We start from the raw sequence: 21,510 nt of genomic DNA, 5'->3' as shown, positions 1-21,510 counted from the left end.
AGAAAAAATAGGCAACCCCTGGTGGATTCATCGCAAACGCTTGATCTGGTTCGTGTCGCTGTCCCGGTACCGTTACGCCGTCACTTCGACTATCTCTCCCCTTTGCCCCTGCCTGAGCCCGGTTGCCGGGTCGAGATCCCTTTCGGCCCCCAGACCCTGGTCGGTCTGGTGGTGGATCACCCGACCGAGAGTCAGGTACCCCGCGCCAAGTTAAAGCCCTTGAAGCGGGTGCTCGACACGGCCCCTGTGCTCGGGCCCGACATACTGGCGCTGATGGCCTGGAGCGCCGGCTACTACCAGCATCCGCTCGGCGAGGTGCTGCCTCACGCCCTGCCTGTGCTGGTACGCAAGGGGGAGCCTGCCGCCTACCGGGAGCTGGAGTTCTGGTTTGCCACCGAAGCCGGGATGGCAATCGATCTCAACGAACTCAAGCGCGCCGCCAAGCAGCAGCAGGCCCTCGCCCTGCTGCGCAAGGGCCCCCTGACGCCGTCTGCGCTCAAGCAGGAGGAGATTCAGAGCGCCGCCCTCACCGCCCTGGAGAAGAAGGGGCTGCTGGAGAAACGCAGCCTGGAGCCGAGCCACGACGGCGACTGGGCAACCCATTTTGACGCCGGTGAGGGGCTGCGCCTCAACGGCGAGCAGGCATTGGCGGTGGCCGCCGTCACCAGCCAGAGCGACAAGTTCGGCGCCTTCCTGCTGGACGGCATCACGGGATCCGGCAAGACAGAGGTGTACCTGAGCATTCTCGAGCCCCTGCTCAAGGCGGGCAAGCAGGCGCTGGTGATGGTGCCGGAGATAGGCCTCACCCCCCAGACCATCAACCGCTTCCGCCGCCGCTTCAAGGTGCCCGTGGTGGCGATGAACTCCGCCATGAACGACAGGGAGCGGCTCGATGCCTGGCTCGCCTGCCGCGACGGCGGCGCCGCCATCCTGATCGGCACTCGTTCCGCGGTCTTCACCCCGTTCAAGGACCTCGGCATCATCATCATCGACGAGGAGCACGACGGCTCCTTCAAGCAGCAGGACGGTTTTCGCTACCACGCGCGGGATCTGGCGGTGATGCGGGCCCATCGCGCCGGTATCCCCATACTGCTCGGCTCGGCCACCCCCTCGCTGGAGACGCTGCACAACGCCCGCACCGGCAAGTACCACCACCTCAGCCTGACGCGGCGCGCCGGCAACGCCCAGACCGCCCGCCAGGTGATCCTGGACATCAAGAGCGTGCGACTGCAGGCCGGGCTCTCTCCCCAGCTGGAGCAGCTGATGGCAGAGCACCTGGTGGCGGGCAACCAGGTGATGCTGTTCCTCAACCGACGCGGCTATGCCCCCTCGCTTATCTGCCACCAGTGTGGCTGGAGCGCCGCCTGCGAACGCTGTGACGCCTGGTACACCTGGCATCAGGCTGGGCGCCGGCTGCACTGCCACCACTGCGACAGCGTGCGCCCACTGCCTCATAGCTGCCCGGAGTGCGGCAGCAATGAGTTGATCGGCTCGGGAGTCGGCACCGAGCAACTGGAGCAGCTGCTCACCACTGTGTTCCCCCAATATCCGGTAGTGCGCATCGATCGGGACAACACCCGCCGTAAAGGCGAGCTGGAGACCCATCTCGGCGACATCAAGGCGGGCAAGTACAAGATCCTGATCGGCACCCAGATGCTGGCCAAGGGGCATCACTTCCCGGACGTAACCCTGGTGGGTCTGCTGGATGTGGATGGCGCCCTGTTTTCCGCCGATTTTCGCGCCGCCGAGAAGTTGGCCCAGCTCTACACCCAGGTAGCGGGCCGGGCCGGTCGCGCCAGCAAACCCGGGCTGGTGGTGTTGCAGAGCCACCATCCGGAGCATGCCCTGTTGCAGGACCTGACCCAGAACGGCTACGGCCACTTTGCCGATACGGCGCTCAAGGAGCGCCGCCTGCTGGGGTTGCCGCCCTTCAGCTATCAGGGGTTGTTCAGGGCCGAGGCCAACGGTCGCGACGAGGTGCAGCTGTTCCTCACCCGGCTCGCCGATACCCTGCGCAGCGCCCGTTATCCCCAGGTGCAGGTGCTCGGGCCCATCAGCGGCTTTATGGAGCGCAAGGCGGGCAAGTTCCGCATGCAGTTGCTGGTGCAGGGGCCGAACCGGGCGCCCCTGGCGCAACTGCTGGATTGGGCGGTGAAGGAGCTGGACGGCTGGCCGGAGACCAAGAAGGTGCGCTGGAGTCTGGATATAGACCCTACAGAGCTGAGCTAGCGCCCCTCACCCAGCACGGTGGGTGCCAGCACCCTGGCCTGCTCCAGGGCCAGTGGTTGCTGATAGCTGTGCGCCATCACCACGGCCCCTTCCAGCAGCAGGCATAGCCCGGTGGCCTGCTCCACGGTGCACTCGAGGGCCTCCCTGACCCAGTTCAGCAGCGCCAGCTTGTGGGCCACCACCAGCTTGCGCACCGGATGGCGCGCATCAGAGAACTCGGCACTGGCATTGATGAAGTTGCAGCCGTAGAAATCGCTGCGGCCAAACCAGTCGGCGAAGCCGTCGAGCAGCGCCCGCAACCTGGCCTCCCGTCCCGACACCCCGTCCATCCTGGCATCGAGCAGGGCAAAAAATTCCGCATCCCGCGCCATCAACACGGCCTCGATCAAGGCGTCCTTGGTGGGGAAGTGGCGATACAGGGTGCGTTTGGTGCTGCCCGCCTCGGCCCAGATGCGATCGATGCCGGTGGCGTGAAAGCCATGACGATTGAACAGCCGGTAGGCCGTCGCCATCAGTTGCTGACGTTTCTCACTCACGCTGATTCCCCCCTTGAAGTACACCGATCTGTCTACCTAATGTCGCAACTGAGGTCAAGCAACCCGTCACACATTGAGGAGACAGAAGATGGAGATGAAACAATGGAGACCCGCCTTGCTGGCAGGCGCAGGCGCCAGCATGGCCATAGCTCTGCTTGGCTGGCTGGATCTGAGCTGGCAATTGACCCTGCTGATGGCGCCCTTCGGGGCGAGCTGCGTGCTGCTCTTCTCCCTGCCACAGAGCCCGCTGGCCCGCCCGCAGAACGTGCTGGGGGGCCACCTGCTGTCGGCGACCCTGGGCTTGCTGGTGCAGTTGCTGCCCCTGCCAATGGAGCTCAAGCTGGCCCTCGGCGTGGGCCTCTCCGTGGCCATGATGCAGGGCCTGGGGCTGATTCATCCCCCCGCCGGGGCCAATCCGCTGCTGGTGTTGCTCACGGCGCAATCCTGGCCTTTTCTGTGGGAGACAGTCCTGCCCGGTGCCTTGCTCCTGGTGCTCATGGGGCGCGGCGCCCGCTGGCTGAATAGCCGACCGCTCGGGGCACCATGATCGACGAGGGGGCCTGGGCCCCCTCGTTGTTTTTACCCCATGACAGCTCCGGCTTATTCGGCGACCTGGGAAACCCCGGTCAACCGCACCTCGACCCGGCGATCCGGGGCCAGACAGGCGATCATCTGCGCCTTGGCGCCATCCGGGCAGCTACCCCCCGTCACCGGTGACGACTCGCCCTGCCCCTCGGCCCGCACCTTGTCGGCAAACAGCCCCTTGGCAATCAGGTAGTCGGCCACTGTGCGGGCACGCTGCTCCGAAAGGGCCTGGTTGTAGGCATCGGATCCCAGCCGGTCGGTATGACCGATCACCGTGGCCACCCCGTCTTTCGGGTTGGCCGCCAGGATCTGGGCAAACAGGCTGTCCAGCGCCTGGCTCGCGGCCGGCTTCAGGGTCGCCTTGTTGAATTCAAACAAGACGTCCGAGTCCAGGCTGAACTGCTTCTCTACCAGCACGGGGGCCGGTGCTGGCTCAGGTACGGGAGCCGGCGTCGGCGCCACCGGCTCGTCACCGACCTGACCGAAGCGATAGAGCATGCCCACCGACAGCAGGCCATTGTCCATCTCTATGCCGGATTCCTCCAGCGAGGTCTTGCCGAGGGGGGTGGTGTACTGGTATTCGAGGCGGGCGGCCCAATCCCTGTCGATGGCGTATTCGATGCCCAGTGCCCCCACAAAGGAGGCGCCGTGATACTTGTTGCCCTCATGGGACTCGGAAAGGCTGCTGGTACCATCGCTGGCCCTGACGTTGAGGGAGCTCTCGGTCCAGGCGTAGGCGCCCCCGAGGCGGCCGTAGATATCCAGAGCTGAGGTCGCAGGCAGGATGATCTTCATGGTGGCCTGCACCATCTGGGCCTTGGCCTCGCCATCTAGTGCAAAATCAACGCCATTGCCCGAGTAGTGCTTGTCCACCTGATACTTGCCGAGCCAGTCATAACCGAGCTCGACGGCCAGGTTTCTGTTGACCTGGTAGCCTGCGAAGAGCCCAAGCCCGAGATCATCGCTGTTCTCGTTCACCCTGGTCGCATCAAACAGCTCTTCGACCTGAGCGTTGTAATCCACCCCGTAAAAATTGGACCAGCCGGCCTTGCCGCCGACATACCAGGTGTTGTCCTGGGCGGCAGCCTGCACCGTCCCCGTTGCCATCAGAGCGCCGATCAGGACGGCGAGCATAGATCTGTTCATGGATGAGCCCCTGCAATGAATTGTTATGACGCGGATGCGCCTCTCTTCCCTGACGGGGCCCTGAACCCAAGCCCCGCACTCAGATTATCCCATCTGCAACCAGCCTCAAACGACCAGGGACTCAGGAGTGTGATATTGGCGACATTATCGGCAGATGCACACCCCGGGGCGCCCATAAAAAAACGAAGAGCCAGGCTCTTCGTTTTCATCTCGGGGCGGGATGGTCAAGCCGCCGTCACTGACTGCCCTGGCTCGCCAGGAACAGGCGGTAGGCGGGATCCTCGCTGACCTCCTTCCAGCCGTAGCCAATCTCGCGCAGGTAGTCGTGGAAAGCGGCCACGTCCTCGTCCGGCAGCTCGAAGGCACAGAGCACCCGGCCATAGTCGGCACCGTGGTTGCGGTAGTGGAACAGGCTGATGTTCCAGCGACAACCCAGGGTCTCGAGGAAGCGCATCAGGGCACCCGGCTGCTCCGGGAACTTGAAGCTGTAGAGACGCTCACCGAGGGGCCGGGCCGGGCGGCCGCCAATCATGTAGCGCACGTGGTTCTTGGCCAGCTCGCTCTCTGTCATGTTGACCACGGGGTAACCGTTGCCACCGAGCTGATCGATGATCTGGCCGAGCTCCTCGTCGCCCCCGCTGAGACGCACCGAGACGAACAGGGAGGCCTGGGCCGCATCCGCGTAGCGGTAGTTGAACTCGGTCACCATGCGTGGCCCAAGCTGACGGCAGAAGTCGAGGAAGGCCCCCTTGCGCTCGGGTATGGTCACCGCCAGCATGCCCTCGCGCTTCTCGCCGATCTCGCAGCGTTCCGACACATAGCGCAGGCTGTGGAAGTTGACGTTGGCACCGGAAAGGATGGCCGCCATCCGCCCGCCCTTGACCTGCTCCCGCTCGCTGTAGGCCTTGAGACCGGCCAGGGACAGGGCCCCCGACGGCTCGGCGATGGCGCGGCAGTCGTCGAAGATGTCTTTCAGCGCTGCGCAGATTTGATCGTTGGAGACGGTCACCACCTCGTCCAGATACTGGTTGCACAGGCGGAAGGTCTCCTCACCAATGCGCCTGACCGCCACCCCGTCGGCAAACAGGGAGACCCGCTCCAGGTTGACCGGCTCGCCGGCCTCCATGGCGGCCTTGAGGCAGGCGGAGCCCTCGGCTTCCACCCCTATCACCTTGACATCCGGCAGCAGCTGCTTGATGTAGACAGCCACCCCGGCGGCCAGGCCGCCGCCCCCCACGGGCACGAAGACGTGGGTGAGGTGGGTGTCCTGCTCCAGCAGCTCCTTGCCTATGGTGCCCTGGCCCGCGATCACCTCGACGTCGTCGAACGGCGGTATCAAGGTGTAGCCCTCGGTTTCTGACAGGCGGCGGCTCTCGGCATAGGCCTCGTCGAAGCTGTTGCCAAACAGCAGCACGTTGCCACCCAGGCGACGCACCGCATCTATCTTGATGTCCGGCGTGGTCTTGGGCATCACTATGATGGCCTTGATGCCGAGCTTGGCGGCCGACAGCGCCACCCCCTGGGCATGGTTGCCGGCCGAGGCGGCCACCACACCGTTCGCCTTCTGCTCGGCGCTCAGGGTGGCGATCTTGTGATAGGCGCCGCGCAGCTTGAAGGAGTGCACGGGTTGCAAGTCTTCACGCTTGAGCGCCACGTGATTGCCGAGTCGCTCGGAGAGTTTTTTCAGGCTCTGCAAGGGGGTCACCCGCGCTGCCTCATAGACGGGGGAGAGCAACACCTTGCGTAGATAATCTGCCGCTGAAACCATGTCCTATTCCTCCAGCTTGCTTAAATCACGTACCGCACCTTTGTCGGCACAGGAGGAGGCGAGCAGCACTTTGCATAAATGATTTGTCGTCGCGCTCATCATCACTCCTCCAGCTTGCTTAAATCGCGCACCGCGCCTTTATCTGCGCTGGTGGCGAGCATGGCATAGGCGCGCAGGGCGTAGGAGACCTGACGCTGACGGTTCAGCGGCTTCCAGCCACGGGCCTCGACTGCGGCGCGGCGAGCGGCCAGCACGCTGTCGGCCACCTCCAGCACCATGCTGCGGGCCGGGATGTCGATGTTGATGATGTCACCATCCTCCACCAGGCCTATGGTGCCGCCGGAGGCCGCCTCGGGGGAGACGTGACCGATGGAGAGGCCAGAGGTGCCACCGGAGAAGCGACCGTCTGTGATCAGGGCGCAGGCCTTGCCGAGCCCCATGGACTTGAGATAGGTGGTGGGGTAGAGCATCTCCTGCATGCCGGGGCCGCCTTTGGGCCCTTCGTAGCGGATCACCACCACCTCGCCGGCCTGGACGGTGCCGTCCAGGATGCCTGCGACCGCCGAGTCCTGGCTCTCGAACACCCGGGCCGGGCCGCGGAAGCAGAGGTTCTCGTCATCCACCCCGGCGGTCTTGACGATGGCACCGTTGAGGGCCAGGTTGCCGGAGAGCACGGCCAGGCCCCCTTCCAGGCTGTAGGCATTCTCCAGGGAGCGGATGCAGCCTTCTGCCCGGTCCAGATCCAGCTCGGGCCAGCGGCAATCCTGGCTGAATGCCTTGGTGGTGCGGATCCCGGCCGGGCCGGCGCGGTAGAAGTCGTGCACCGCCTTGTCGTCACAACGGCTGACGTCATAGGCCTCCAGCAATTCGCTCAGGGAGGTACCGAGCACGTTGCGGGTATCCCCGTGCACCAGGCCGGCTCTTTCCAGCTGGCCCAGGATGGCCACCACGCCACCGGCGCGGTGCACGTCTTCCATGTGGTACTTCTGGGTGGAGGGCGCCACCTTGCACAGCTGGGGCACCTTGCGGGACATGCGGTCGATGTCGGCCATGGTGAAGTCCACCCCGGCCTCCTGGGCCGCCGCCAGCAGGTGCAGCACCGTATTGGTGGAGCCGCCCATGGCGATGTCCAGCGCCATGGCGTTCTCGAACGCCGCCCTGGTGGCGATGTTGCGCGGCAGGGCGCTCTCGTCATCCTGCTGGTAGTAGCGATTGGCCAAAGCGACGATGCGCTGACCGGCCAGCTTGAACAGCTGCTCCCGATCGGCGTGGGTCGCCAGCATGGAGCCGTTGCCCGGCTGGGAGAGGCCCAGGGCCTCGGTCAGGCAGTTCATGGAGTTGGCGGTGAACATGCCGGAGCAGGAGCCGCAGGTAGGGCAGGCGCTGCGCTCTATCTGATCGCTCTGGGCGTCTGAGACCTTGGGGTCAGCCCCCTGGATCATGGCGTCCACCAGATCCAGCTTGATGATCTGATCGGACAGCTTGGTCTTGCCCGCCTCCATGGGGCCGCCGGAGACGAAGATCACCGGTATGTTGATGCGCAGGGCGGCCATCAGCATCCCCGGGGTGATCTTGTCGCAGTTGGAGATGCAAACCATGGCGTCGGCACAGTGGGCGTTGACCATGTACTCCACAGAATCGGCGATAAGCTCGCGGGATGGCAGCGAATAGAGCATGCCGCCATGGCCCATGGCGATGCCGTCATCGACCGCTATGGTGTTGAATTCCTTGGCAACGCCGCCGGCGGCCTCGATCTCCCGGGCCACCAGCTGGCCGAGATCCTTGAGGTGCACGTGACCGGGCACGAACTGGGTGAAGGAGTTGACCACGGCTATGATGGGCTTGCCGAAATCCTGATCTGTCATGCCGGTGGCACGCCAGAGGGCGCGGGCCCCGGCCATGTTACGTCCGTGGGTGGTGGTGGCGGATCTCAACTTCGGCATTGTCTCTACTCCCTGAATACATGAGCCCGGCTGGGCAAACTTATGGTGCGAAGCTGTCGCTTCAAATCGGTTGTGGCAAGGGATAGGGCCCTTGCCATAGCCGACTCCAATCCAAACATGAGCGGGCGACCGGGTCGCCCGCTCAACTCCTCAGTCGTTGACCGGGGTGAGCCAGTTCCATTTGTCCTCGGTCTGGCCGTTGAACAGGCCGAAGAAGGCATTCTGCAACTGCTCGGTCACCGGGCCACGGCTGCCGGCGCCCACCGTCATCCGATCCACAGAGCGCACCGGGGTCACCTCGGCGGCGGTGCCGGTCATAAATATCTCGTCCGCCACATAGAGCGCCTCCCGAGGCAGCGCCTGCTCGCGCACCTCGTAACCGAGATCCCGGGCCAGCGTCATTATGGTGTCGCGGGTGATGCCGGGCAGGATGGCAGCAGTGGCGGGCGGGGGGAAGATCACGCCGTTCTTCACCAGGAAGAGGTTCTCCCCCGCACCTTCGCTCAGGTAGCCGTTCACGTCCAGCGCCAGCCCCTCGGCGAAGCCGTTGCGCTTGGCCTCGCGGCTGATCAGCTGGGACGAGAGGTAGTTGCCGCCCGCCTTGGCGCCGGTGGGGATGGTATTGGGGGCGAGCCGGTTCCAGGAGGTGACACAGACATCCACCCCGTTTTTCAGCCCCTCTTCCCCCAGATAGGCGCCCCAGGGCAAGGCCGCGACCATGAGATCCGCCTTGGCATCCAGCGGCGGATGCAGCCCCAGCCCCACGTTGCCGACAAAGGCCAGCGGGCGCAGGTAGCCGCTCTTGAGGCCGTTCTCGCGCACCACTGTGCGGCAGGCTTCATTCACTTCGGATTCGCTGTAGGGCACGTCCATCCAGTAGATTTTGGCGGAGTCGAACAGGCGGCGGGTGTGCTCCTGCAGGCGGAAGATGCAGGTCCCCCTGGGGGTGTCGTAGGCGCGCACCCCCTCGAACACCGAGGAGCCGTAGTGCAGGGCGTGGCTCATGACGTGCACCTGGGCATCCTGCCAGGGCACCAGTTTGCCGTTAAACCAGATGTATTGGGGGTGAGTGGCAGATTGGGAAGGCTGTGACATTGGCTTGGCTCCTTAAGCGCTGATCCGGGGCTGCTGTTCCAGTGCATCGACCCGGGAGACGTCCACCAGCTTGACCAGCTGGCTCCACAACTGCTGGATGGGACGCTCCGACTCGACAGTAACCGTGATCCGCAGCTGTTGGCAATCCTGCTCCATGTTCAGAGAGCAGAGAGCGAAGCCACGGTGCCGCACCACCCGCAGCACCCGCTCCATCACTTCGGGTCTGGGCTGGGCGTGAATATGCAGGGTGTGCTGCGCAAATCCGGGTTGGTGAAAGCTGTGCTGCTTCATGGGCGTTGCTCCATCATCTTGTGGTTGGCGACTCCCGGCGGAACCAGGGGCCAGACGTTTTCTTCCTCTGAAATGGCCACATGCAGCAGGTAGGCACTCTCGCTTGCCAGCAGGCGATCGAGGGCACCGGCTATCTGCTCCTTGCATGTGATGGTCTCGCCCGGGATGCCGAAGGCAGCGGCCAGGGCAATGAAATCCGGGTTGTCGGAGAGTATGGTCTCGCTGTAACGGCCGTCGAAGAACAGCTCTTGCCACTGGCGCACCATGCCGAGACGTTGATTGTCGATCAGCACCATCTTCACCTTGAGCTGGGCCCGGCGTATGGTGCCGAGCTCCTGCACATTCATCATGAAGGAGCCGTCACCGCTCACCAGTACCACCTCGTCATCCGGGCGCGACATCTTGGCGCCGATGGCGGCGGGCAGGCCAAAGCCCATGGTGCCAAGACCTGCGCTGGAGAGGTGATTGCGCGGGCTGGTGAAGCGCATGTGCTGGGCAACCCACATCTGGTGCTGACCCACGTCGCAGGCCACCACGCTGGTCTCGGGCAGCCGTGCCGAGAGCTGCTTGAGCAGGGCCGGAGCATAGATGGGCTGGCCGGGATGGTCGTAGCGGAAGGCATACTCGCGGGCCATGGCGGCGCAGTGCTCACGCCAGGGATCGATCGGCAGCGCCATGGCCAGGGCGGGCAACACCCGTTTGAGATCCGTGGTGATGCCCACGTCGGCGGCGCGGCGTTTGCCGAACTCGGCGGCATCCACGTCCAGGTGGATCACCCTGGCCTCGGGGGCGAACTCCTCCAGCTTGCCGGTCACCCGGTCATCGAAACGGGCGCCCACCACCAGCAGCAGGTCGCACTGCTGCACCGCATAGTTGGCGGCCTTGGTGCCGTGCATGCCGAGCATGCCGAGGTAGACGGGGCTGTCGGGGTCGAGCGCGCCTATCCCCTTGAGGGTGGTGACCGCAGGCATACCGGTGACGGCGGCAAAGTCGCGCAGTTGCTGCTCAGCGTTGGCCATGCCCACCCCGCCCCCGACGTAGAGCACGGGGCGCTCGGCAGCGGCCAGCAGGGTGCGGGCCAGGGTCAGCTCGGCCGGATTGAGGGGCTCTGGCTCCTCCACCGCAAACAGCGGGCTCTGGGCCGGCACGGCGGCAAGCTGCACATCCTTGGGAAAGTCGATGAGCACAGGACCCGGACGCCCCTCGGTGGCGATGGCGAAGGCTTCCGCCAGCACCCGACCCAGATCGGCGGGGTCTGTGACCATGAAGGAGTGCTTGGTGCAGGAGAGGGACATGCCGAGCACGTCGACCTCCTGAAACGCATCGGTACCCACGGCGGCGCAGGCGACCTGACCGCTGATGGCGACCAGCGGCACGGAATCGAGCAGCGCCTCCGCCAGGCCGGTCACCAGGTTGGTGGCGCCCGGGCCCGAGGTGGCGATGCAGACCCCCACCTGACCGGAGGCGCGGGCATAACCCACGGCGGCCAATGCGGCCCCCTGCTCGTGACGGCAGAGCTGATGGGCCAGGCCACCGTCATACAGGGCGTCATAGACCGGCATGATGGCCCCGCCCGGGTAACCAAACACCTGGGTCACACCCTGTTTCTTGAGAGCCTGTACCAAAAACTGCGCGCCGTTCATGTGGAAATCCTGTCCTTTGGTCGAAAAAAAACCCCCGGGCCGTGAGGCTCGGGGGTCGCTTGTTTCGTTCTGTCCGGTGGTGGGTCTATCCCTTGTTCCGTGCAGCTAAACGAGCCCCGAGCGGTGAGATAATAATCACCACTAGGACCACAATAATGCTGACGAAACGGGAGGCCATGTTCATAGTTACAACCGGAAATCCTGTGAAATGGGGGCGATTTGCACCGCGAATGGCTATTAGAACTAGCATGGTGATTTTTATTGGGCAAGCATTTTTTACCTGACAAGACTCTGATTTTGACTGATCAGCAAGCTGCTCTCTGGAACAAAAAACTAATAAAAAACGGTTAACCAGCACATACATCAAACCAAGGACGGGATTTATGTCATTAGCTGTGGTTTATAGCCGTGCCAGCCTGGGGATCGCGGCGCCGCAAGTCACGGTGGAAGTTCATTTATCCAACGGACTGCCCGCCTTCAACATGGTGGGATTGCCGGAAACGTCGGTGAAGGAGTCACGGGATCGGGTGCGCAGTGCCCTGCTAAACGGCAATTTCGAGTTTCCCTCCAAGCACATCACGGTCAATCTGGCCCCCGCCGACCTGCCCAAGGAGGGAGGCCGTTTCGATCTGGCCATCGCCATTGGCATTCTCGCCGCTTCAAAGCAGATACCGGCAACATACCTGCTCGATCATGAATTTTTAGGGGAGCTTGCCTTGACCGGCGAGATCCGTCCCGTGCTCGGGGTGCTGCCCGCCGTGCTCGCCTGCCGCGATGCGGGTCGCACCCTGCTGGTACCGCGAGAGAACGGCCCCGAGGCCTCCCTCATCCAGGATGCAGAGGTGCGCACCGCCCACCAGCTGCTGGCCGTCACCGCCTGGCTGGCGGGTCAGTACGAGCTGCCCCTGCCGGAGCCCCAGACCACGGACGCCCTGCCCGATGTGCCGGATCTGCAGGATGTGATCGGCCAGTCCCAGGCCAAGCGGGCGCTGGAAATCGCCGCCGCGGGCAGCCACAACCTGCTGTTCATTGGCCCGCCCGGCACCGGCAAGAGCATGCTGGCAAGCCGCCTGCCCGGCATACTGCCGCCGCTCAGCGAGCAAGAGGCACAGCAGACCGCCGCCATCCACTCCATCGGCGGCCTCACCCCCCGCGCCGGCCACTGGCATCACAGGCCCTATCGCACGCCCCATCACAGCGCCTCGGCGGTGGCCCTGGTGGGGGGTGGCAGCCACCCGCGGCCGGGGGAAATATCCCTGGCCCACAATGGTGTGCTGTTTCTCGACGAGCTGCCCGAGTTCGAGCGCAAGGTGCTCGACTCACTGCGAGAGCCGCTGGAGACGGGTCACATCACCATCAGCCGCGCCGCCCGCCAGGTGGATTTCCCCGCCCGCTTCCAGCTGGTGGGTGCCATGAACCCCAGCCCCTGTGGCCACTATGGGGACGGCCAGACCCGCTCCAGCCCGGATCAGATACTGCGCTACCTCGGCAAGCTCTCAGGCCCCTTCCTCGACCGTTTCGATCTGACGGTGGAGGTGCCGCTGCTGCCCAAGGGGAGCCTGACTGGCAAGGTGGAGCGGGGAGAGTCAAGTCGGCAGATCCGCGACCGGGTATTGGCGGCGCGGGAGCGAATGCAAAGCCGCAATGGCAAGCTCAACAACCTGCTTGATAGTCGCGAGATAGAGGATATTTGCCGACTATCGCCACAAGATGCCGAATTTCTGGAGAGCGCCATCCAGAAGCTGGGGCTCAGCATCCGGGCCTGGCACCGCATTTTGCGGGTGTCGCGCACCATAGCGGATCTGGCGGGGCGCCCCGTCATCGAGAAGGAACATCTTATCGAGGCGCTCGGTTATCGCGCCATGGACAGGCTGCTGTCGCGGCTGCGCAGCGGCCAGTGAGGGCCAGGAGATCCCGGCGTCTGTGCGGTGCATCCATGGTCTAGCGCCGGATCGGCTGATATTATGGCCACAGATCTGACCACTTGGTTGCCACCCACAGACACGAAAACGGATCCGATTCATGCACAACAAGCTGATAGAGCGGCTGCGCGGCTGCCTCTCGACCCTGCTCTATTTCCTCAACACCCTCTTCTGGTTTGTCCCCATACTGCTGCTCGGCCTCATCAAGCTGCTGCTGCCGCTCAAGGGCTGGCGTACCCTCTGCAACGCCCTGCTGGACGGCTGTGCCAGCTGCTGGATAGGTTTCAACAATCTGATCCAGAAAACCATCATCAGAACCCCTTTCGAGGTGGTCGGAGTGGACAAAGGACGCCGGAATGAGTGGTATATGGTGGTTGCCAACCATCAATCCTGGGTCGACATACTGGTACTGCAGCGGATTTTTAATCAAAAAATTCCCTTCCTGAAGTTTTTCCTCAAGAAAGAACTGATTTGGGTACCTTTTCTCGGTCTGGCCTGGTGGGCGCTGGACTTCCCCTTCATGCGGCGATATTCACGCAGCTTGCTGGAAAAGAAGCCGCATCTGAAGGGAAAAGACATAGAAACGACGCGCAAGGCCTGTGCCAAGTTCCGCCACATTCCGGTGAGTGTGATGAACTTCGTAGAGGGCACCCGCTTCACCACCCACAAGCACGACAAACAGGGTGCCCCCTATCGCCACCTCCTGCACCCGAGGGCTGGCGGCATCGCCTTCACCCTGGCGGCCATGGGGGATCAACTGCACAAGCTGGTGGATGTGACCATCGCCTATCCAGGCGGCATCCCAAGCTACTGGGACTTCATGTGCGGTCGGGTCAAGGAGATCAAGGTTCGGGTCCGCTTTCTGCCGATCGAACGCAATCTGGTGGGGGATTACTTCAATGACCCCGAGTTCCAACAAGAGTTTCAACAGTGGCTGAACGGGATCTGGCGCGAGAAAGACCAGACCCTGAACCAGCTGCTGGCGGACAAGACGCAGTAAACGACGCCCATGCTAAGCCTGCTCCCCGGCCCCCTGGTGCTGTTCATCAGCGCCGGCCTGACCATATTGTTCACCGCCCTGTGCGCCAGCCTGATCCTGCTGGTCTCCCTGGCGAAATTGCTGTTGCCGATTCCGGCCTTTGGCCGCGCCTGCAGCCGGCTCAACAATGGCTTCATGAGGCTGTGGCTGGGTTGCAACGCCCTGGTGATCCGCCTCACCACCCGCATCGACTGGCAGCTCGAGGATGACACCCGGCTGCGCAAGGATGGCTGGTACCTCATCATCAGCAACCACATGAGCTGGACCGACATAGTGGTGCTGGGCCACCTGTTCCGCGACCGGCTGCCGGTGCCCAAGTTCTTCATGAAGCACGAGCTCATCTACATACCGCTGCTGGGGCTCGCCTGCTGGGGGCTAGACATGCCCTTTATGCGTCGCTACTCACGGGAGTTTTTGCTGCGCAATCCGCACCTGAGGGGCAAGGACATAGAGACCACCCGCAACGCCTGCGAGAAGTTTCGCCACATCCCCACCACAGTCATCAACTTTGTGGAGGGGACCCGCTTCACCGAGGAAAAGCGAGAGGCGACCCGATCCCGCCACCGCCACCTGATGCCGCCCAAGGCGGCGGGGCTCGCCTTCACGCTGGCCGCCATGGGGGAGCAGTTCGACAGCCTGATCAACGTCACCATCCGCTACCCGGACAACAGCGAAACGCCGTTCAAGGACTTCCTGATGGGGCGGATGAAGCGCATTCAGGTGCGCATCGAGGAGCTGCCGGTGGATGAGGCGCTGGTGGGTGACTACTTCAACGACAAGCAGTTCAAGCGCGGTTTTCAGGCGTGGCTGAACCAGCGCTGGCAGGAAAAGGACGAGGTATTGGAAGGGTGGCAGCGAGCTCAGGAGCCCGCTGCGGTGGCCGCCAGGGAGAGTGCCAGAGCCAGCTCTGGCAACTGATCCTCGCTGAACACCTGAATGCCGTGACGGCGCAGCAGGGCCGTGGTCTTGCCCTCACCCGCCATGGAAACGCCTTCGAAGCGGCCGTTGTAGATGCGGCCACTGCCGCAGGAGGGGCTCCCCTCCTTGAGCAGGGCAAAGCGAATGCCCTGCGCCAGGCAGAGCCCGAGCGCCAGCTCGGCGCCGCGATCGAACTCGGCCGTCACATCCAGCCCGCTCTCGGTTACCACAAGCTCACCCTGCCGCTCGGCGGGCGGACGCGGGGTCGGCAAGCCGCCCGCCACCTCGGGGCAGAACGCCAGCGCCCTCCCCTCGGCCCCCAGCGCATTCAGCCAGTCGCTGACTATCCCCTTGCTCTGGCCGTCGTAGCGTACCGGCTGACCCAGCAGGCAGGCGCTGACCAGTACCCGGGGCGGCGCTTTATTCATGCTTCCGCTCCATGCATCACCTGATCGAACATCACGCAGCAGGGGCTCTCCAGCCGGTAGAGGATGGCGGGACGCTGCTTGCCGGTACGCTTGCGGCCGGTATCCACCAGGATGTCGGCACGATGGATCCGCTTGCGAAACGCCGCCGTGTTCATGGGGGTCTGCAGGACTATCTCGAAGGCCCGCTGCACCTCCGAAAGGGTGAACTCGGCCCCCAGCAGTTGCAGCGGCAGTGTGCTGTAGCGGCTCTTGATGCGCAGCCGCTCCAGTCCCATGGCGACCAGCTGGCCGTGATCGAAGGCAAGGTCGAGGCCAGGCAGGGCCGAGAGCGGGTGCCAATGCCCTCGCACAGCCTCCGCCTCCGGCTCCACCAGACACAGATAGACGAGGGTGGTGGACCAGCCACGGGGATCCCGTTCCAGATTGCCGAGGGTACAGACCTGCTCGCTGTAGCAATGACCCAGCCCCCACTCCCCCAGCAGGCGATGGCGGGCGGCATCCAGATCCCGATCCCGGGTCTCGTCGATGCGCAGGGCCGGCAACTGCCAGCAGTGGCTAAAGGGGGGGCGATCCCGGGTCTCGAGGAGCAGCTCGAGCCGCTCCTCGTTCAACCGCAGCACCACCATATCCAGACTCATTCTCGGCATCCTGGTCGACCTGCTCGCCTTCTAATAATGTTTGGTAGATAATATCACAAGAATATTATGTGCAGGAGCCACCCATGGGAACCATCGCCAGCCTGGATATAGATGCGCAGAAGGGCTTTACCCCCCTCTGCCCGAACGAGCTGCCCGTCGCGGGCGGGGCTGACATAGTGGCCGCTCTCAACGCGCAAGCCGCCCTCGCCAGCCTGCGGATCGGCAGCAAGGACGCCCACCCCGCGAACGCCGCCTGGGTGGTGACAACCCCCGCCGCCATGCTGCAACCGCTGGACCTGCCCAACGCCGATCTCACCTGGCCGACCCATTGCGTACCGGGCACCCCTGGCTTCGAGCTGCTCGATGGCCTGCCCGCCCCCGTCGACTATGACTTCTTCGTCTGGAAGGGGGTCGAGCCGGATCTGCATCCCTATGGCGCCTGTTACCATGACCTGGCTGAGCGGCGCAGCACAGGGCTTATCGAATTCCTGCAAGCACGGAGCGTCGATACCGTGCTGGTCGGCGGCCTCGCCACCGACTACTGCGTCAAGACCAGCGTGCTGCAGCTGCGCCGTGCCGGTCTGCGAGTCATAGTGCACCTCGATGCCTGCCGTGGCATAGCGCCCGAGACGGTTGCCAGCGCCCACACCCAGATGATCGAGGCGGGTGCTGAACTGGCCCAGACCCTGATCGATGTACAACGCCTGCTGGACGCCTGATATGTCGCCGATCCTCACCCGCCAACTCGATACCGGCGCCTGCACCTTACCTATGCAGCAAGGGCACGTCATCGTGCTCACCCGTCTGCGAGGAGCCTGATATGCCCCCTATCCTCACCAGCCTGCTCGACACAGACGCCTACAAGCTGCATATGCAGCAGGCGGTGTTCCATCGCTACCCGGATGCCGAGGTGGTGGCCGAGTTTCACAGCCGCAACGAGGAAGATCTGCTGCCCATGATGGGCGAGATCGAGGAGCAACTGCGCCTCGCCGGCTCCCTGCGCCTGACCGGCTCCGAACTCGATTTCCTGGCCGAGCGCCCCTTCTTCACCGCCGATTACCTCGATCACCTGCGCCGCAAGCCGCTGGATGCCTCCCTGCTCAAGGTGTTCGAGCAGGATGGCCGCATCAATGTGCGGGTCGAGGGACCCTGGCAGGACGTGATCCTGTGGGAGATCCCTGTGCTCGCCATCATCAGCGAGATGCGCAACCGCTTCCGCTATCCCCAGTTCGGGGTGAGCCATGCCCTGGCACGGCTGGACCAGAAGATCGACAAGCTGGAGCGGGAACTCAGCCCCGAGGAGATGCAGGATTTCAACCTCATCGACTTCGGCACCCGCCGCCGCTTCTCCCATGCCGTGCAGGATGCCGTGGTGGGCCGCCTCAAGGAGCGCCTGCCGGCATTTCGGGGCACCAGCAACTACCAGCTGGCCCAGAAGTACCGGCTACCGGCGGTGGGCACCCAGGCCCACGAGTGGTTCCAGGCCCACCAGCAGCTCGGCTTCCCGCTGGAACACAGTCAGCGCGCGGCCCTCATCAGCTGGCTTGACGAGTTCACCAACCATTTGGGCATAGCCCTGACCGACTGCATCACCATGGATGCCTTCCTGCGCGACTTCGATTTCGAGCTGGCCAGCCGCTATCAGGGACTGCGCCACGACTCCGGTGACCCCGTGGTGTGGGGCGAGAAGGCCATCAGCCACTACCAGCGGCTCGGCATAGATCCCAAAGACAAGACGCTGGTCTTCTCCGACGGCCTCAACCTCGACAAGGCCGTCGAGCTATTTCGTCACTTCCGTGGCCGCATCAACACCAGCTTCGGCATCGGCACCAAGCTCACCTGCGATCTGCCCGGCGTCAGCCCGATGAACATCGTCTTCAAGCTGATGGAGTGCAACGGCGGCCCTGTTGCCAAGATCTCCGACAGCCCGGGCAAGACCCTGTGCCGTGACGCGGACTTCATCCGCAACCTCAAGCAGGCCTTCCACGTCGGGGTGTGACACGCCTTTTTGAGGGGCCATCTTGCGCAGAGCGCCGCAGGCCCCCTACCATGACCCTCTTGCAAGGTCCGACTGGTGTCGGGCCTTTCTCTTGCCCGAACGACAGACCACAAGGAACTGCCCATGACCTCTAAATGGATATTTGCCCTCACCACCCTGCTGGCCAGCCTGGGCGCCACCGCCGCCGAGCCGTTGCGGGTATCCGCCATCCCGGACGAGGCCCCCACCGAGCTGCAGCGCAAGTTTGCCCCGCTGGGTGACTACCTGGCCGAGCAGACAGGCCGCGAGGTGGTGTTCGTGCCGGTCAACGATTACGCCGCCGTGGTCGAGGCGCTGGCCGCCGGTAAGCTGGACATGGCCTGGCTCGGGGGCTTCACCTATGTGCAGGCCCATCGCCGTGCCGACAAGGTGGTGCCGCTGGTCCAACGCCAGGAAGATGCCCAGTTCACCTCCAAGTTCATCGCCAACGCGGACAGCGGCATCAAGACCCTGGCCGACACCAAGGGCAAGGACTTCGCGTTCGGTTCCCCCTCTTCCACCTCGGGCCACCTGATGCCGCGCCACTTCCTGGCCGAGCAGGGGATCAACCCGGAGCGTGACTTCGCCCATGTCGCCTTCTCCGGCGCCCACGACGCCACCGTCGCCTGGGTCGCCTCCGGCAAGGTGCCGGCCGGTGCGCTCAACGCCTCCGTGTGGGACAAGCTGGTGGAAGAGGGCAAGGTCGATACCGCCAAGGTGAAGGTGATCTGGACCACGCCGACCTACTTTGATTACAACTGGACGGTGCGCGGCGACCTGGATCCGGCGCTGCAGGAGAAGATCAAGCAGGCCTTCCTCAAGCTGGATCCCGCCGTCCCGGCCCAGGCCGAGATCCTCAAGCTGCAACGAGCCAGCCGCTTCATCGAGACCAAGCCCGAGAACTATCAGGGCATAGAAGCCGCCGCAACCCAGGCCGGTCTGCTGAAGTGATCGCCGTTGCACTGAGCGGGGCTGGGCTGCAGATCGGCCAGAGCCGCATACTGCATCCGCTTCGCCTGCAGATCGAGGCGGGGGAGTGTGTCGCCATCATAGGGCCGAGCGGCGCGGGCAAGACCAGCCTGCTGCGCCTGCTCGGCACCGAGCTGCGCGGCGAGGGGAAGCTTGCCCTCTGGGGACAGGATCCCTGGGCCCTCTCCACCCGGACCCGCCAGCGGCTGCGCAGCCGGATCGGCATGGTCTGGCAGCAGCCGCCCCTGCCCACCTCCCAGCCTGTGATGACCGCCGTGCTGGCTGGCAGACTCGGCCAGTGGTCCCTCGGCCGCGCCCTGCTCTCGCTGCTGCGCCCCTGCGACCCGGACGGTGCACGGGCCGAACTGGCCCGCCTCGGCCTCGCCGACAAGTGGCAGCAGCACTGCGGCGAGCTCTCCGGCGGCCAGTTGCAGCGGGTCGGCATCGCCCGGGTGCTCTATCAGCAGCCGGATCTGATCCTGGCCGATGAGCCTGTCTCCGCCCTCGATCCCGTGCTCGCCCGCAGCAGCCTGGACGCCCTGCTGGCCCAGGCCCGCGCCCGGGGCAGCACGCTCATCGCCAACCTGCATGCGGTCGAACTGGCGCTCGAGCGCTTCCCCCGCATCATAGGCCTGCGCGAGGGACGGGTGCAGTTCGACTGCCCCGCCCAGGCGGTCACCCCGGCCATGCTGAGCGCGCTCTACGCCGGCGACGACGAGGTGGATGCGTGCCTGGGCTGACGGATCGCTGGCGCCATCCCCTGCCCTGGCTGCTGGCGCTGATCGGCTTCAGCCTGTGGCAGCATGCCGAGGGCTGGCTCGGTCTGTTCGACGGCCAGAGCTGGCGGCAGATGGGCAACTTCCTCGCCACCAGCTGGCCACCCCGGCTGGATGCTGACTTCCTCGCCCTGACCCTGAGCGCTGCCCTGGAGAGCCTGGCTGTCGCCACACTTGGGCTGGCCGGTGCCCTGGTGCTCGGCGTTCCGTTCGCCCTGCTCGGCTCCCGTGCCCTGTCGCTGGCCGAGCTGGGGCCGGTTCCCAGCCCGCTGCGCGGCGCCTTGCGGGCCCTCAGCCGACTCATCGCCATCCTGCTGCGCAGCCTGCCCGAGCTCATCTGGGCGCTGCTGTTCGTGCGCCTGTCCGGGCTCGGGCCCCTGGCCGCCATCCTGGCCATCGCCGTCAGCTACGGCGGCATGTTGGCCAAGGTCTACAACGAGATCATGGAGAGCGGCGCCCTGCAACCGGCCCGCGCCCTGCTGCTCAGTGGCAGCGGCCGCCTGCAGGCGCTCTGGTATGGCGTGCTGCCTGCGGTGCGCCAGGAGTTGCTCTCCTACACCATCTATCGCTGGGAGTGCGCCCTGCGCGCCTCCGTCATCATGGGCTTCGTCGGCGCCGGCGGGCTCGGCCAGCAGCTCGAACTCTCCCTGCGCATGTTTGCCGGTGGCGAGGTGGTCACCCTGCTGCTGGCCTTTATCCTGCTGGTGACCCTGGCGGATGGCCTCAGCGCCTGGCTGCGCCACAGCCGCTCCCCCGGCCTGCAACTGCTGGCCTGCCTGGGGCTGGCCGGCGCCATGGCGTTCCACCAGCTCGACTGGCGCATGCTGAGCTTCTCCTTCGGCGGGCTTGGGCAGTTTGTCGGCGAGTTTCTGCAACCGGACTGGTCGGCGCCCTTCCTGCTGACGGTGGCCACCGGCCTGCTTGATACGGTACAGATGGCGCTGCTGAGTACACTGCTGAGCGCCCTGCTGGCGCTGCCGCTGGCCAGCCTCGCCCGGCACTGCTGGCCGCTGCGACTGCTGTTCAACCTGCTGCGCTCCGTGCCCGAGCTCATCTTCGCCAGTCTGCTGGTGATCGCGGTCGGGCTGGGGCCGGTGGCGGGCATACTGGCGCTCACTCTGCATACCACGGGCGTGCTGGCGCGGCTGTTCGTGGAGACGCTGGAGAATGCGGATCAGGCCCCCCGCCTCGCCCTGCAGCTGAGCGGCGCCGGTCGCATCGCCAGCTTCTGGTACGGCCTGTTCCCGCTGGTGTCACGCCAGTGGCTGGCCTACAGCCTCTATCGCGGCGAGATGAACCTGCGCGCCGCCACCATACTCGGGGTGGTGGGCGCCGGCGGGCTGGGGCAGCAGCTCTATGTGTCCCTCAGCCTGTTCCGTTACGATCAGGCGGCCACCCTGATCCTGGCCATCTTGCTGCTGGTCTGGCTGGCGGAGGCCATCAGCCGCCGCACCCGGTTGCCGCGGCCAGCGCCCTCCCAGCGGGACTGCCAGATCTGAATCTGGCTCGATCCGTCCGCCTTGCCCGGCGAGACGGCAGGCTCTGACGAGGGTAAAAACAAAAAGCC

Annotated in this window: 19 protein-coding genes; 10 read left to right on the top strand and 9 right to left on the bottom strand. The window is 64.7% G+C overall.

Annotated elements, in window-relative coordinates:
- The first annotated feature begins 21 nt into the window (after positions 1–21).
- The gene (priA, locus tag OC537_RS15245; RefSeq protein WP_262112516.1) at positions 22–2,229 is read left to right on the top strand and encodes a primosomal protein N'; all 2,208 of its coding nucleotides are present in this window, start codon (positions 22–24) and stop codon (positions 2,227–2,229) included.
- On the opposite strand, the gene OC537_RS15240 is transcribed toward priA, so the two are convergent.
- Positions 2,226–2,765: a TetR/AcrR family transcriptional regulator gene (locus OC537_RS15240; RefSeq protein WP_262112514.1), complete on the bottom strand. Its 540-nt coding sequence runs from the start codon at positions 2,763–2,765 to the stop codon at positions 2,226–2,228. The two genes, priA and OC537_RS15240, sit on opposite strands and share 4 nt — an antisense overlap.
- A 151-nt stretch (positions 2,766–2,916) precedes the next feature.
- On the opposite strand from OC537_RS15240, the gene OC537_RS15235 reads away from it, so the two are divergent.
- Positions 2,917–3,312 carry an HPP family protein gene (locus tag OC537_RS15235; RefSeq protein WP_262113276.1) on the top strand — a complete coding sequence of 132 codons (396 nt, stop codon included), beginning with the start codon at positions 2,917–2,919 and terminating at the stop codon, positions 3,310–3,312.
- A 53-nt stretch (positions 3,313–3,365) separates the two neighbouring features.
- Here the strand turns inward: OC537_RS15235 and ompA are convergent, their stop codons facing one another.
- The 6 genes from ompA to ilvG all read right to left on the bottom strand — a co-directional run bounded on the left by ompA (position 3,366) and on the right by ilvG (position 11,236).
- Entirely contained in the window at positions 3,366–4,496 is a 1,131-nt protein-coding gene (ompA, locus tag OC537_RS15230; protein ID WP_262112512.1) for a porin OmpA, read from the bottom strand.
- A 235-nt stretch (positions 4,497–4,731) separates the two neighbouring features.
- The gene (gene ilvA / locus OC537_RS15225) at positions 4,732–6,264 is read right to left on the bottom strand and encodes a threonine ammonia-lyase, biosynthetic (RefSeq protein ID WP_262112510.1); all 1,533 of its coding nucleotides are present in this window, start codon (positions 6,262–6,264) and stop codon (positions 4,732–4,734) included.
- 101 nt (positions 6,265–6,365) lie between these two features.
- Positions 6,366–8,207, bottom strand: coding sequence for a dihydroxy-acid dehydratase (gene ilvD, locus OC537_RS15220; RefSeq protein WP_262112508.1), 1,842 nt, complete (start codon positions 8,205–8,207; stop codon positions 6,366–6,368).
- 150 nt (positions 8,208–8,357) lie between these two features.
- Positions 8,358–9,302 (bottom strand): branched-chain amino acid transaminase, encoded by a 945-nt coding sequence (locus OC537_RS15215; protein WP_262112504.1) that lies wholly within the window; start codon positions 9,300–9,302, stop codon positions 8,358–8,360.
- Positions 9,303–9,314: 12 nt separating this feature from the next.
- Entirely contained in the window at positions 9,315–9,593 is a 279-nt protein-coding gene (ilvM, locus tag OC537_RS15210) for an acetolactate synthase 2 small subunit (RefSeq protein WP_106885470.1), read from the bottom strand.
- Positions 9,590–11,236 (bottom strand): acetolactate synthase 2 catalytic subunit, encoded by a 1,647-nt coding sequence (ilvG, locus tag OC537_RS15205; RefSeq protein ID WP_262112500.1) that lies wholly within the window; start codon positions 11,234–11,236, stop codon positions 9,590–9,592. The genes ilvM and ilvG overlap by 4 nt, the downstream gene beginning before the upstream one ends.
- Positions 11,237–11,619: 383 nt before the next feature.
- Between ilvG and OC537_RS15200 the strand changes: the two genes are divergently transcribed.
- From OC537_RS15200 to OC537_RS15190, 3 genes are all read left to right on the top strand, one after another.
- Positions 11,620–13,137 carry a YifB family Mg chelatase-like AAA ATPase gene (locus OC537_RS15200; RefSeq protein ID WP_262112498.1) on the top strand — a complete coding sequence of 506 codons (1,518 nt, stop codon included), beginning with the start codon at positions 11,620–11,622 and terminating at the stop codon, positions 13,135–13,137.
- A gap of 121 nt (positions 13,138–13,258) precedes the next feature.
- Positions 13,259–14,158: an acyltransferase gene (locus tag OC537_RS15195; RefSeq protein ID WP_163137468.1), complete on the top strand. Its 900-nt coding sequence runs from the start codon at positions 13,259–13,261 to the stop codon at positions 14,156–14,158.
- A 9-nt stretch (positions 14,159–14,167) separates the two neighbouring features.
- On the top strand, positions 14,168–15,115 hold the full coding sequence (locus tag OC537_RS15190; RefSeq protein ID WP_262112495.1) for an acyltransferase: 948 nt from the start codon (positions 14,168–14,170) through the stop codon (positions 15,113–15,115).
- Here the strand turns inward: OC537_RS15190 and OC537_RS15185 are convergent.
- The gene (locus OC537_RS15185) at positions 15,058–15,543 is read right to left on the bottom strand and encodes a DUF523 domain-containing protein (RefSeq protein WP_111910829.1); all 486 of its coding nucleotides are present in this window, start codon (positions 15,541–15,543) and stop codon (positions 15,058–15,060) included. The genes OC537_RS15190 and OC537_RS15185 overlap by 58 nt on opposite strands.
- On the bottom strand, positions 15,540–16,190 hold the full coding sequence (locus OC537_RS15180) for an NUDIX hydrolase (protein WP_111910828.1): 651 nt from the start codon (positions 16,188–16,190) through the stop codon (positions 15,540–15,542). Before OC537_RS15180 ends, OC537_RS15185 begins: the two co-directional genes overlap by 4 nt.
- 74 nt (positions 16,191–16,264) lie before the next feature.
- On the opposite strand from OC537_RS15180, the gene OC537_RS15175 reads away from it, so the two are divergent.
- The 5 genes from OC537_RS15175 (at position 16,265) to phnE (ending at position 21,442) form a co-directional block, all read left to right on the top strand.
- On the top strand, positions 16,265–16,900 hold the full coding sequence (locus OC537_RS15175; protein WP_262112494.1) for a nicotinamidase: 636 nt from the start codon (positions 16,265–16,267) through the stop codon (positions 16,898–16,900).
- A gap of 101 nt (positions 16,901–17,001) precedes the next feature.
- Positions 17,002–18,180, top strand: a complete 1,179-nt coding sequence (gene pncB / locus OC537_RS15170) for a nicotinate phosphoribosyltransferase (protein WP_025328755.1) — start codon at positions 17,002–17,004, stop codon at positions 18,178–18,180.
- A 123-nt stretch (positions 18,181–18,303) separates the two neighbouring features.
- Positions 18,304–19,149, top strand: coding sequence for a putative selenate ABC transporter substrate-binding protein (locus OC537_RS15165; RefSeq protein WP_262112491.1), 846 nt, complete (start codon positions 18,304–18,306; stop codon positions 19,147–19,149).
- Positions 19,146–19,907: a phosphonate ABC transporter ATP-binding protein gene (locus OC537_RS15160; protein WP_262112489.1), complete on the top strand. Its 762-nt coding sequence runs from the start codon at positions 19,146–19,148 to the stop codon at positions 19,905–19,907. Before OC537_RS15165 ends, OC537_RS15160 begins: the two co-directional genes overlap by 4 nt.
- The gene (gene phnE / locus OC537_RS15155; RefSeq protein ID WP_410050482.1) at positions 19,904–21,442 is read left to right on the top strand and encodes a phosphonate ABC transporter, permease protein PhnE; all 1,539 of its coding nucleotides are present in this window, start codon (positions 19,904–19,906) and stop codon (positions 21,440–21,442) included. The genes OC537_RS15160 and phnE overlap by 4 nt, the downstream gene beginning before the upstream one ends.
- Positions 21,443–21,510: the final 68 nt, after the last annotated feature.

The sequence above is a fragment of the Aeromonas sp. Marseille-Q5825 genome, from assembly GCF_946892685.1.
GTDB lineage: Bacteria > Pseudomonadota > Gammaproteobacteria > Enterobacterales > Aeromonadaceae > Aeromonas > Aeromonas rivipollensis.
This window is presented reverse-complemented; position numbering and strand designations above follow the sequence as displayed.